This is a genomic window from Novosphingobium sp. DS6-6 (genome assembly GCF_057784975.1).
This window is the reverse complement of the sequence record NZ_JBYNTS010000013.1, coordinates 1-12,108: the sequence shown is the minus strand read 5'-3', so window position 1 is coordinate 12,108 and position 12,108 is coordinate 1. Positions and strand designations below refer to the sequence as shown.

Here is a 12,108-nt window from a genome sequence, read left to right as displayed (position 1 = left end):
ACCGTGTCGCACTTACGTTTTCAGGCCGATTTCGCGCAAACGTTCCTGCAGGTAATCGTCGGCCGTGATCGAAACGGGATAGCGATCGGGATTTTCCGGGGTCACGCATTGCGGCAGAGTCTGGAAAGCGAAATCGCTGCGCAGGTGCAGGAAAAACGGCATCGAATAGCGGCTGAAACCGGCGCGCGCGCCTTCGGGATTGCGCACGCGGTGGGTGGTAGAGGGCAGCACATGATTGGTCAGGCGCTGAAGCATGTCGCCGATGTTGACGACCAGCGCACCGGGCGGTGGCGAGACTTCGATCCAGCGCCCGTCACGCGCGAGAAGTTCGAGCCCGGCTTCTTCCGCGCCGAGCAGCAGGGTAATGAGATTGATATCTTCGTGTGCCCCGGCACGGATCGCGCCATCCGGCGCTCCTGGCACGGGCGGATAGTGCAGCAGGCGCAGCACCGAATTGCCATCCGCGATGGCCGGATCGAACCAGCGCTCGTCAAGCCCCAGCCACACCGCGATGCGCGAGAGGATACGGGCGCCGACCGCATCGAACGCGGCGTAGAGGGCGGTGAACGTCTCGCGAAAGTTGTCGGGCTCTGCGGGCCAGACGTTGGGGGGCATGGTGCCGGCCAGCCGGTGCCCGGCCGGCAGATCGCGCCCCACGTGCCAGAATTCCTTGAGATCGCTGACCTTGGCCCCCTTGGCGATTTCGGTGCGAAACGGCGTATAGCCGCGCGCGCCGCCGATGCCTGGAATGGCATAGGCGCGCTTCTGCGCGTCCGGCAGGGCAAAGAAGGCCTGCGTCAGGGCCCAGGCCCGTGCCACCAGGTCGGCATCGAGGCCGTGATCCTCGACCAGGGCGAAACCGAACTGCCGGAAACTGGCGCCGATATCGCGCGAAAGGTCTGCCGGATCGGCAGCGAGAGACAGGACGGGCAAACTATCGCGGTTCATTTGGCTCCCCATGGGAAAATACGGTATGGGCGCGCCTCTACTCTCATTTGCCGCAAGGTTTCCATGATCGAGATAAACGCCGATACGCAGCTTTGGCTGATGAAATCCGAACCCGACGTTTACAGCTGGGACGATCTGGTCAGCGAAAAGGAAGGAACTTGGGACGGCGTGCGCAACCATATGGCCGCACGCAACCTGCGGACGATGAGGAAAGGCGATCTGGCGTTCTTCTATCATTCCAACATCGGCAAGGAAATAGTTGGTATTGCAACCATAAGCGCGCCGGGATTGACCGACCCGACCGATCCGGAAGGCAAATGGGCGGCGGTCAAGGTAAGGCCGGTGGCAAGGCTCGCCAGCCCCGTCACGCTCAAGACGATCAAAGCGACGCCTGCCCTTGCCGGAATGGACTTGCTGCGCCTGTCGCGCCTTTCGGTATCGGCCGTGCGGCGGGAAGAGTGGGATCGCATCGTGGATATGGCCGGGGGAACGGCCTAGCACGCCCATCCGCCCGGCGCGGAACCAAGTGCTTGCATGGCGCGTAGTTGCTGCATGGGATGCGGCCCTATTCCATTTGTTTGCGGCCGTTTCCGTCCCTTATCTGCAAGGAGATGCACCATGGGTGAGCTCAAGGATCGGGCCAAGGGCCTGGCGAACGAAGCGGTCGGCAATGTCAAGGAAGCGGCCGGCCGGACCAGCGGCAACGCGCGGCTTGAAGCCGAAGGCGATGCGCAGCGGGCCAAGGGCAAGGGTCAGCAGGCCGTGGGCAAAGTGAAAGGCGCGCTGGGCAACGACATCTGATCGCGCCAGCAGCCAATACGATCGCCAAGGGCGGGTCACGCTTCCGGCGTGGCCCGCCTGTTCTTTGGGGCTGTCCCAGTGCGGAACGGTGGCCCAAGTTCCTGCTCTCAGCTTGGTGCCATCATGGTTAAATTCGCGTTACACGCAGCGACCATGCCCGATCAAGCGCCCTTTCCCCCATGCCCATCGGAACCGGCCACGCGCCATCCCTTCCGTGCCAGCTTGCCGCGCCGCGTGCTGTTGCCCATGCCGGTGTTCGAACCGGAAGTGATTGCGGCGATTGAGCGCGCCGCACTGCGTTCCCGGCCGGTGGACTGGAAACGGATCACGCTGCAGGACGTGAAGGACTTCCTGATGGCCTATTGCGCCTGCTTCATGGCCATTGTCGCCTTCGTCAGTTGACCATCTCGTCGAACGTGTGTGCTTCGCGTTGGCCCTCATGGGCGATTTCGGCGCGATAAAGCAGCCAGGCCGGCCAAGCCGAAACCAGGCATAACAGGCCGGTAACCAGCAACTGATCGACCAGCCGCACGCCGGCCGCGGTCAACACCATGGCCAGCAGCGAGCCGCAGAGCATCGCCGCCGAATTGACCACGTTGTTGGCGGCGATCGTGCGGGCCGCTTCGCATTTTTCGACGACCGTGGTGAGAAAGGCGTAGAGCGGCACGATGAACATGCCGCCGGTGATCGAAGTGCCCAGCAGCGTGGCCAGGAGCGGCAGGGCCAGCGGCGTGGTGATGAACTGGGTAAGGTCAAGCAGGTTCTGCCCCTGCGGCGCCGGCCAGGCGGCACAGACGAAATGAAACGCGGCCACGAACAGCCCTGTCCCCACCACGCAGGCTGGTGCATAGCGCGCCGATACCGTGCCCTTGAGCAGGCGGTTGATCGACATCGAGCCGATCGCGATGCCGACCGAGAAAACCACCAGAAACAGGCTGGCCACTTCCTTGCTGCAGCCCAGCACGTTCTTGGCCAGCGGCGGAAATTGCACGAACAGGATCGCCGCCACGGCCCAGAAGAAACTGATCGCGGCAATGGCCAGAAACACCCGCGGATGGCGCGTGGTGGCGTGGACCAGGCGATAGAGCGAAACGACCTGATCCGCGATCACCACCGGCACCATCCCGAGCGCCCGGACGATGCCGCGCGGACGCGCCAGGAACGGCCGCAGCAAAGGCAGGGCAAGCGGCTGGGCAGGCACTTCGGGCGGCGCATCGGGCACCCGGCGCCCGGCGACAAAGCCGATCAAGGCGGTGACGATCACGGTGATCGCCGCCGCGGGGGCCGAAATATAGCCGGCCACGATCGTGCCGGCCAGAATGGCGAGATAGGTGCCGGCCTCGACCAGGCCGGTGCCCGCCAGCACTTCTTCGGCATGAAGATGCTGGGGCAGGATCGCATACTTGATCGGGCCGAAGAACGTGGAATGCACGCCCATCGCAAAAAGCGCCAGCAGCATCAGCGGAATGGCCAGTCCTTCGATATGGATGCCTTTCCACGCCAGCAGCAGGCCGGCCGCGCCCACGACCATGATCGCGATTTCGCAGGTCTTGACGATGCGGATGATCCGGGCCTTGTCGCGCATGTCGGCCAACTGACCCGATAGCGCCGAAAGCGCCACGAACGGCATGATGAACAGCGCCGTCGCCAGGCCGGAAAAGTGCGCTTCGGCCTGTTCCGAACTGTAGACGTTGAACACGACGAACAGCACCATCGCGTTCTTGAACAGGTTGTCGTTGAACGCACCCAGCAACTGGGTGATGAACAGCGGCAGAAAGCGGCGGGCGCGAAGCAGATGCGTGGAAGTGGTCATGCGAAGCGGTGCCGGGCATCCCAGGTCGGTGTTCCGCCTGCCTTAGCGCCCCGTGCGAGACGAGCAAGAGGCAAGCTTGCAGTCGCGGCGTTTGGCCGCGGCCTAAGCAAGATGGGTGGCGGCGCGCCGTGGGACAAGATGGTGCACAAACTGTTTCCATGTTGGCCACCGGCGTCTTATTGCAAAACGATCATGTTGACGCTGCCCAACCTCCTGACGCTTTCGCGCATCGTGACCGTACCGTTGCTGGTGGCGCTTCTGTGGTGGCCCGGCTGGCCCACCGGCTATGGCCTGGGCTTTGCCATGTACTGCCTGATGGGCGTGACGGACTATTTCGACGGCTATCTGGCGCGGGCCCAGGGCACCGTGTCCAAGCTGGGCGTGTTCCTCGATCCGATCGCCGACAAGATCATGGTTGCCGCGGTCATCCTGGTGCTGACCGCGCAGGGCGTGCTGACCGGCCCCTATGTGGGCGACATGCACGTGATTGCCGGACTGGTGATCCTGCTGCGCGAAATCGCGGTTTCGGGCCTGCGCGAATTTCTGGGCGGCATCCAGGTTTCGGTGCCGGTGTCCAAGCTGGCCAAATGGAAAACCACGTTCCAGATGGTGGCGCTCGGCGCGCTGATCCTGGGCGGGGCGATGCCATGGTGGACGTTCACGCTTTCGGGCATCGTCATCAACGTGCCGCACACCGTGGGACTGACGACATTGTGGGGCGCCGCGATGCTTACCCTGATCACCGGCTGGGATTATCTGCGCGTCGGCCTCAAGCACATGGATTGAACGCCAGCCGGGCTTTGGGCGGCATGGACAGCCTCAGTTGGCGCTCAGTTCGCCGGCCAGCAAGCGGAATTCATCGGCGCGCGGCGAGTTCTTTCGCCAGATCAGCGCGATTTCGCGATAGGCATGATCCGATTGCAAAGGGCGCGCGACGATGTGGGTATCATGCAGGATGCCGGCATTGAGCGCCATTTCCGGCAGCATCGTAAGCCCCAGGCCATTGTCGACCATTTGCACCAGGGTGTGCAGGCTGGTGCCGATCATCGTCGCGCTGGCGCGCAGTTCGGGCCGGTTGCACGCGGCCAGCGCATGCTCTTTCAGGCAGTGCCCGTCTTCCAGCAGCAGCAGGCGGTTCTGATCGATCAGCGAGGGCGGCACCGAATCAGGGGGATCGCGCGGATCGTCCTTGGGGAAAGCCACGAAGAGCCGGTCGTCGAAGAGCGGGGCGACGTCCACATCGCCGGTGGCAAAAGGCAAGGCGAGCAGCACGCAGTCGGCACGGCCATGGTGCAGCGATTCGATGGCTGCGGCACTGGGCTCTTCGCGCAGAAACAGCTTGAGATGCGGCCGTTCATGGCGCAGCCGGGGCAGGATGCGCGGCAGCAGGAACGGGGCGATGGTCGGGATGACGCTCATCCGCAGTTCGCCGGCCAGGGGTACGCCGTGCGATCGCACCAGTTCGGAAAGTTCTTCGGCTTCGCGCAGCAGGCGGTGGGCCTTGGCCACCACCTGATTGCCCAGCGGCGTGAAACGCACGACCCGGCGTGTCCGCTCCACCAGCGTTACGCCCAGCAGCGATTCAAGCTCGCGCAGGCCGGCCGAAAGGGTGGACTGCGATACGAAGCAGAAATCGGCCGCCTTGCCGAAATGGCCATGCTCGTGCAGCGCCACCAGGTATTGCAGTTGCTTGAGCGTGGGCAGATAGGTGCTCATTGCTCCGCCTGTTCGGCCGGACCGGCATCGGCGCTACCGCCTCCACTGCCGCCGATATGGTCGATATGCGCCATCTTGAGCTTGCCGTTCACCACGGCAAAGGCCAGGCGTCCCTCCACCAGTTCCAGCGCATCGCGGCCGAACTGGTCGAAACGCCAGCTTTCCAGAAGCGCAAGGCCCTTGCGCTGCCCGGCGGCGAGCGCTTCCAGATCGTCGCTGCGGGCCAGCAGGCGGGATGCCACGTCGATCTCGCGGCTGCGAATCTTGAGCAGCAGCTTGAGGAGGTCGGCCACGAGCGCGCCTTCCTTGCCCAGCGGTGCCCCGCGCGGCGCGCGCGGCGGCATTTCGGCCTCGCTCAACGGCCTGGCATCGGCCAGGGTCTGCATTAGGCGGCGGCCGATGTCATTGTCCTTCCAGCCGGCGGAAAGACCGCGCACTTTGGCCAGATCGTGCTGTTCGCGCGGCGGATGGCTGGCAATGTCGGCCAGGGTTTCATCGCGCATGATGCGCCCGCGCGGAATGTTCTTGTCCATCGCCTCGGTTTCGCGCCAGGCGGCCAGCGCGCGCAAGCGGCCCAGCACGGCGGGATTGCGGCTGGGCGGGCGGATTTTTTCCCAGACCTGGGCCGGATCGTTGCGATAGTTTTCCGGGTCGGCCAGCTTTTCCATCTCGATGTCCAGCCACTCGCCGCGCCCGGTCTTGATCAGGCGCTTGAGCATGCGGGGAAAAATCTTGGCAAGATGCGTGACATCGCCAATCGCATATTCGATCTGGCGGTCGGTCAGCGGCCGGCGCGACCAGTCGGTAAAGCGCGCGCCCTTGTCGATCGACAGGCCGAGCCAGGCTTCGACCAGGTTCGAATAGCCGATCTGTTCGCTTTGCGAGAGGGCCATCATCGCGATCTGGGTATCGAAGATCGGGTGCGGCGTGCGGCCGGAGAGGTTGTAGACGATTTCCACATCCTGTCCGCCGGCATGGAAGACCTTGAGCACGTCTTCGTTGTTCACCAGGAGATCGAGCAACGGCGCCAGATCGATGCCCGGGGCCAGGGGATCGATCGCCGCGGCCTCCTCTTCATTGGCGATCTGCACCAGGCACAATTCAGGCCAGTAGGTGTTCTCGCGCATGAATTCGGTATCGACGGTCACGAACTGGGACCTGGCCAGCCGCGCGCATAGTTCGGCAAGGGCGTCGGTGGTGGTGATCAGCGGGTGTATCTTCATCGTTCTTTTCTGTATGGCCCGTACCGCCCGCACGTGGCTGACGCCCGCGGACGGCTGGGGCCGGTGGTGCCCCCGTCCGGGAGCGGCGGCTTGACAAACGCGCGGCCATCGCCTCTTGGCCGCGCCTGACCATTGACCCTGCCTCACCTGCCTTATTGCAGACCGATTGGAAAGAGTTTCGATGCATCCTTATCGTTCCCACACCTGCGGCGCCCTTTCGCGCGAGCATGTCGGCGCAGACGTGCGCCTTTCGGGCTGGGTGCATCGCAAGCGCGACCACGGCGGCGTGCTGTTCGTCGATCTGCGCGATCACTACGGGATCACCCAGATCGTCGCCGACAGCGACAGCGCGGCATTGCCCCTGCTGGAAGCGGTACGCGTGGAAAGCGTGGTGACGATCGAGGGCGTGGTGAAAGCCCGCAACGCGGCGACGATCAATCCCAATCTTGCGACCGGCGCCATCGAGGTGTTCGCCAGGACGGCAACCGTTCTTTCGGCGGCGGAAGAGCTGCCGATGCCGGTGGCGGGCGAGCAGGACTATCCCGAGGATATCCGCCTGCGCTATCGCTTTCTCGATCTGCGGCGCGAAACGCTGCACGCCAATATCGTCAAGCGCACCCGGATCATTTCCGACATGCGCCGCCGGATGGAAGCGGCGGGCTTCACCGAATATTCCACCCCGATCCTCACGGCATCGAGCCCCGAAGGTGCGCGCGATTTCCTCGTGCCCAGCCGTATCCACGCTGGCCGTTTCTATGCCTTGCCCCAGGCGCCGCAGCAGTACAAGCAACTGCTGATGGTCGCGGGCTTCGACCGTTATTTCCAGATCGCCCCGTGCTTTCGTGACGAAGACCCGCGCGCCGACCGCCTGCCGGGCGAATTCTACCAGCTCGACCTGGAAATGAGTTTCGTCACCCAGGAAGAAGTCTGGGAAACGATGGAACCGGTGATCGGCGGCGTGTTCGAAGCCTTTGCCGATGGCCGGCCGGTCACCCCGATCGGACAGTTCCCGCGCATTCCCTATGACGAAGCGATGCTGAAGTATGGCTCGGACAAGCCGGACCTGCGCAACCCGCTGATCATCAGCGACGTCTCGCATCACTTTGGCCAGTCCGGCTTTGGCCTGTTCGAAAAGATCGTGGGGACGGGCGGCGTGGTGCGCGCGATTCCCGCGCCGAACACGGCGGACAAGAGCCGCAAGTTCTTCGACGAAATGAACGACTGGGCACGCGCCGAAGGCCATGCCGGGCTTGGCTATGTCACCCGCAAGGGTGGCGAATTCGGCGGGCCGATCGCCAAGAATCACGGGGTTGAAGGCATGGCCGCGCTCTATGCCGAGCTGGGCCTGGGCGAAAACGACGGACTGTTCTTTGCCGCCGGCAAGGCTGATCAGGCCGCCAGGCTGGCCGGGCTGGCGCGCAACCGCGTGGGCGCGCAGCTTGGTGTGGTGGACGAAGACGCGTTCAGGCTGTGCTGGATCGTCGATTTTCCGTTCTACGAATGGGACGAAGACAGCAAGAAAGTGGAATTCAGCCACAACCCATTCTCCATGCCGCAGGGCGGGATGGACGCGCTGGCAGGCCGGGACCCGCTGACGATCAAAGCCTTCCAGTACGACCTGGTGTGCAACGGCTATGAAATCGCCTCGGGCTCGATCCGCAACCAGTCGCCCGAAACGATGGTCAAGGCGTTCGAAATCGTCGGCCTGACCAAGGCCGACGTGGAAGAGCGTTTCGGCGGGCTCTATCGCGCGTTCCGGTATGGCGCGCCGCCCCACGGCGGGATGGCGGCCGGCGTCGATCGCATCGTCATGCTGCTGTGCGGGGCGCAGAACCTGCGCGAAATCACCCTGTTCCCGATGAACCAGCGGGCCGAAGACCTGCTGATGGGCGCGCCTTCGCCGGCCGAACCCAAGCAGTTGCGCGAACTCAACATTCGTGTCGTCGAGCAGCTCAAGGGCTGATCGGCGGCGCGTTCCGACCGGCGCTTGTGCCCCACGGCTGAAAGGCTGGGATGCGGGCGCCTCTTGCCAGCGGTTCAACAGCCTATTAGGGCGATGGCTGAGCTGCGACGACCTATCAAGTTTCCTGCCAACCTGTTTCCTGCGAAGGGGCATATAATGAGCGATACCGCCGACCGCGTTAAGAAGATCGTTGTCGAGCACCTCGGCGTCGAGGCCGACAAGGTTACCGAAGACGCCAGCTTCATCGACGATCTCGGCGCTGACTCGCTCGACATTGTCGAGCTGGTCATGGCCTTTGAAGAAGAATTCGGTGTCGAAATCCCGGACGATGCGGCGGAGAAAATTTCCACCGTCTCGGACGCGATCAATTACATCGACGAAAACAAGGGCTGATCGCCCCGCTTCCCCCTGACGTCCGCGGCCTGTTGGAAGGCAGTGGCAGCAGGGGAGGATTTCGGCAGGCTCAGCCCCTTTGCATGCGGGGCTGGGCCTGTTCGTTTGCGATTTTGCGGAGAATGCAATGCGTCGTGTCGTCGTAACCGGCCTTGGCCTCGTCACCCCGCTGGGCGCGGACGTGGAAACCACCTGGGCCAATCTGCTCGCCGGCAAGTCTGGTGCCGGGCCGATCACCCGGTTCGACGCCAGCAACCAGAAGTGCCAGATCGCCTGCGAGGTCAAGCCGGCCGATCACCCTTACGGGTTCGATGCGTCCAGGCGGGTCGATCACAAGATCCAGCGCCAGGTCGATCCGTTCATCGTCTATGGCATCGATGCGGCCGGTCAGGCTCTAGAAGATGCGGGCCTTGCCGAGATGGACGAGGATCTCAAGCAGCGCACTGGCTGCTCGATCGGTTCGGGCATCGGCGGGCTGCCGGGGATCGAAAGCGAATCGATCGTTCTGCATGAAAAAGGGCCGGGCCGGGTTTCGCCGCACTTCGTGCATGGCCGGCTGATCAATCTGATTTCGGGCCAGGTTTCCATCAAGTATGGCCTCATGGGCCCCAACCACGCGGTCGTCACCGCCTGTTCCACCGGCGCCCATTCGATCGGCGATGCCGCACGGATGATCAAGGACGGCGATGCCGACGTCATGCTGGCCGGTGGCGCGGAAAGCACGATCAACCCGCTGGGCGTGGCCGGCTTTGCCCAGGCGCGCGCGCTCAACTGCAGCTTCAACGACAGGCCGGAGCAGGCCAGCCGCCCTTATGACAAGGACCGCGACGGTTTTGTCATGGGCGAAGGCGCGGGCGTGCTGGTTCTCGAGGAATACGAGCACGCCAAGGCGCGCGGCGCCCGGATCTATGCCGAAGTGGTGGGCTATGGCCTGTCTGGCGATGCCTATCACGTCACCGCGCCGCATCCCGAAGGCAAGGGGGCGGAACTGGCCATGCGCATGGCCCTGCGCAAGGCGGGGCTTCAAGCCGGTGAGATCGATTACGTCAATGCCCACGGCACCTCGACCATGGCCGACACGATCGAGCTTGGCGCGGTCAAGCGGGTGCTGGGCGCCGATCTGGGCGGTGCCTCGATGAGCAGCACCAAGTCGGCTATCGGCCACCTTCTGGGTGGCGCGGGCGCGGTCGAAGCGATCTTCTGCATTCTGGCCATTCGCGATCAGATCGTGCCCCCGACGCTCAACCTCGACAATCCCGATGAAGGGACCGAAGGGGTGGACCTGGTGCCGCATGTCGCGAAAAAGCGCCCGGTGCGGGCCGTGCTCAACAATTCGTTCGGCTTTGGCGGCACCAACGCCAGCCTCGTTCTCAAGGCGCTTTGAGCCGCAGGATCCGGCGGCGTCGCAATCGAAGGAGGCGCTTCCCCATGGTCGCCCGCGTCGGCAAGGTTCGGTTGGCAATCCTGGGGGTGCTGCTTCTGGCGATGGGCTGGGGCGTCCATTTCCTGTGGGGCTGGTACGGCCCGGGGCCGCTTGACAAGGATACCGCTTTCATCGTGCCCGATGGGGCCAGCGTCTATACCATCGCAACCAAACTGGAAGCCGAAGGGGCCGTCGCGTCTGCCGCCACTTTCCGGGCGCGGGCACGCCTGCTGGGCGATGCGGCGCCGATCAAGGCCGGGGAATTCAGCTTGCCGGCGCGGGCCAGCGGATCGGCTATCCTCAGGATCCTGCAGGGTGAGGAGGGCACGCTGCGTCGGCTGGTCGCCATACCGGAAGGCATGCCGGCGATCATGGTGCAGGAAAGGCTGATGGCGCAGCCACTGCTGACCGGCACGGTCGCCGTGCCGGAAGAAGGCACCGTCCTGCCCGACAGCTATGAATTCCGCCGGGGCGAACCGCGCAAAGCCGTGCTGGCGCGCATGCAGGGGGCCATGGCCAGGACCCTGGCCGCCTTGTGGGCCAAGCGCAGCCCCGATACCGTGGCCAAGACGCCGCAGGAAGCGCTGATCCTGGCGTCGATCGTGGAAAAGGAAACCGGCAAGCCCAGCGAACGCCGCATGGTGGCCGGCCTCTATTCCAACCGCCTGCGCCAGGGCATGCTGCTTCAGGCCGATCCCACGATCATCTATCCGATAACCCGGGGCAAGCCGCTGGGCCGCCGCATCCGCCAGTCGGAAATCCAGGCGGTCAACGATTACAACACATATGCCATGACCGGTTTGCCCAAGGGCCCGATCACCAACCCCGGGCGCGCCTCGATCGAGGCCGTGCTGCACCCGGCCAGAACGGAAGCGCTGTTCATGGTGGCCGATGGCACCGGGGGGCATGTCTTCGCGGATACGCTGGCACAGCATAATGCCAATGTTGCCAAGTGGTTTGCCATTCGCCGTGCGCGTGGTGAACTGTAATCCCGCGGCGGCGCACGCCGGGTGAGCGGGCCTCTGGTTCTGGCAGCCCGGTTGCCCGCCGCGCTTTTCGGCGAGATGGATGGCCTGCGCCGCGCCCACTATCCGCCTGAGCGCAACCACGTGCCGGCGCACGTCACGCTGTTCCACGCGCTGCCTCCCTCTGCGGAAGCCGAAGTACGGCGCCTGCTTGCCCGGCTATGCGCCGCGACGCCGCCGCCCATGGCCGGGCTCGCCGGCGTGATCGACCTGGGCAGCGGCACGGCCATAGCGGTACGGAGCCCGGCGCTCGAAGCCGTGCACGCCGATCTGTCTGCCACGCTGCGCGGATTGCTGGGCCAGGCCGACCAGGGCCGGCCGCGCTTTCACGTCACGATCCAGAACAAGGTGCCCCGTGCCGAAGCCCGCGCGCTGCAGGTTGCGCTGGCAGGCCGCTTTGAAGCCGTGTCGTTCGCGTTCGCCGGCCTTGACCTGCATGCCCTGCAACGCCTGCCCCAGGGCGGCGGGAACTGGCATCTGCTGGGGCAATGGACGTTTCGCGGGCGGTAACCGCACAAGGCTTTCCCCGCGCCGGGGAGGATCATCCGGTCGGCACCGCGGCGAACGCGATGTTGAGCCTTCTTTCCCGCCCCGGCAGGTGCCGGCAGCAGTGGCGCCAGTGAAGCGCTCGCGACGAGTGACAGGAGAGGAATCGTGAAAAATGCCTGGCCGACAAGAGCGACTAGAGCATAATCCGACCTGATAGAGTCGTTTGCGATTCCCTTGGCGCTGAAAATCTGATTCATCCTGTTTGCTGGATAGGAGGCCAGCAGGCATGGTGAGACCGATATCCGAGGATTTGC

Annotated in this window: 13 protein-coding genes; 9 read left to right on the top strand and 4 right to left on the bottom strand. The window is 64.4% G+C overall.

What is annotated here, in order from left to right:
• Positions 1 to 12 precede the first annotated feature (12 nt).
• Positions 13 to 948, bottom strand: coding sequence for an isopenicillin N synthase family dioxygenase (locus AC3EDY_RS13850; protein WP_488573092.1), 936 nt, complete (start codon positions 946 to 948; stop codon positions 13 to 15).
• A gap of 63 nt (positions 949 to 1,011) precedes the next feature.
• Here AC3EDY_RS13850 and AC3EDY_RS13845 point away from each other — a divergent pair, with 63 nt between their 5' ends.
• The 3 genes from AC3EDY_RS13845 (at position 1,012) to AC3EDY_RS13835 (ending at position 2,151) form a co-directional block, all read left to right on the top strand.
• The gene (locus AC3EDY_RS13845; RefSeq protein WP_488573091.1) at positions 1,012 to 1,446 is read left to right on the top strand and encodes an EVE domain-containing protein; all 435 of its coding nucleotides are present in this window, start codon (positions 1,012 to 1,014) and stop codon (positions 1,444 to 1,446) included.
• A 120-nt stretch (positions 1,447 to 1,566) separates the two neighbouring features.
• Positions 1,567 to 1,749: a CsbD family protein gene (locus AC3EDY_RS13840; RefSeq protein ID WP_488573090.1), complete on the top strand. Its 183-nt coding sequence runs from the start codon at positions 1,567 to 1,569 to the stop codon at positions 1,747 to 1,749.
• Positions 1,750 to 1,902: 153 nt separating this feature from the next.
• A complete protein-coding gene (locus AC3EDY_RS13835; protein WP_488573089.1) occupies positions 1,903 to 2,151 on the top strand; it encodes a hypothetical protein in 249 nt (82 codons plus the stop codon).
• Here AC3EDY_RS13835 and AC3EDY_RS13830 read toward each other — a convergent pair.
• Positions 2,144 to 3,562: an MFS transporter gene (locus tag AC3EDY_RS13830; protein ID WP_488573088.1), complete on the bottom strand. Its 1,419-nt coding sequence runs from the start codon at positions 3,560 to 3,562 to the stop codon at positions 2,144 to 2,146. The two genes, AC3EDY_RS13835 and AC3EDY_RS13830, sit on opposite strands and share 8 nt — an antisense overlap.
• A 192-nt stretch (positions 3,563 to 3,754) precedes the next feature.
• On the opposite strand from AC3EDY_RS13830, the gene pgsA reads away from it, so the two are divergent.
• Positions 3,755 to 4,348, top strand: a complete 594-nt coding sequence (gene pgsA, locus AC3EDY_RS13825; RefSeq protein ID WP_488573087.1) for a CDP-diacylglycerol--glycerol-3-phosphate 3-phosphatidyltransferase — start codon at positions 3,755 to 3,757, stop codon at positions 4,346 to 4,348.
• Between the two features lie 33 nt (positions 4,349 to 4,381).
• On the opposite strand, the gene AC3EDY_RS13820 is transcribed toward pgsA, so the two are convergent.
• Both AC3EDY_RS13820 and rnd read right to left on the bottom strand, forming a co-directional pair.
• Positions 4,382 to 5,278, bottom strand: a complete 897-nt coding sequence (locus tag AC3EDY_RS13820) for a hydrogen peroxide-inducible genes activator (RefSeq protein WP_488573086.1) — start codon at positions 5,276 to 5,278, stop codon at positions 4,382 to 4,384.
• A complete protein-coding gene (gene rnd / locus AC3EDY_RS13815; RefSeq protein ID WP_488573085.1) occupies positions 5,275 to 6,501 on the bottom strand; it encodes a ribonuclease D in 1,227 nt (408 codons plus the stop codon). Before rnd ends, AC3EDY_RS13820 begins: the two co-directional genes overlap by 4 nt.
• A gap of 181 nt (positions 6,502 to 6,682) precedes the next feature.
• Between rnd and aspS the strand changes: the two genes are divergently transcribed.
• From aspS to AC3EDY_RS13790, 5 genes are all read left to right on the top strand, one after another.
• The gene (gene aspS / locus AC3EDY_RS13810) at positions 6,683 to 8,464 is read left to right on the top strand and encodes an aspartate--tRNA ligase (RefSeq protein WP_488573084.1); all 1,782 of its coding nucleotides are present in this window, start codon (positions 6,683 to 6,685) and stop codon (positions 8,462 to 8,464) included.
• Positions 8,465 to 8,620: 156 nt separating this feature from the next.
• A complete protein-coding gene (locus AC3EDY_RS13805; RefSeq protein ID WP_488573083.1) occupies positions 8,621 to 8,857 on the top strand; it encodes an acyl carrier protein in 237 nt (78 codons plus the stop codon).
• Positions 8,858 to 8,984: 127 nt separating this feature from the next.
• Positions 8,985 to 10,241, top strand: a complete 1,257-nt coding sequence (fabF, locus tag AC3EDY_RS13800) for a beta-ketoacyl-ACP synthase II (protein ID WP_488573082.1) — start codon at positions 8,985 to 8,987, stop codon at positions 10,239 to 10,241.
• Positions 10,242 to 10,285: 44 nt separating this feature from the next.
• Positions 10,286 to 11,269, top strand: coding sequence for an endolytic transglycosylase MltG (mltG, locus tag AC3EDY_RS13795; RefSeq protein ID WP_488573081.1), 984 nt, complete (start codon positions 10,286 to 10,288; stop codon positions 11,267 to 11,269).
• 21 nt (positions 11,270 to 11,290) lie between these two features.
• Positions 11,291 to 11,815, top strand: coding sequence for a 2'-5' RNA ligase family protein (locus AC3EDY_RS13790; protein WP_488573080.1), 525 nt, complete (start codon positions 11,291 to 11,293; stop codon positions 11,813 to 11,815).
• Positions 11,816 to 12,108 lie beyond the last annotated feature (293 nt).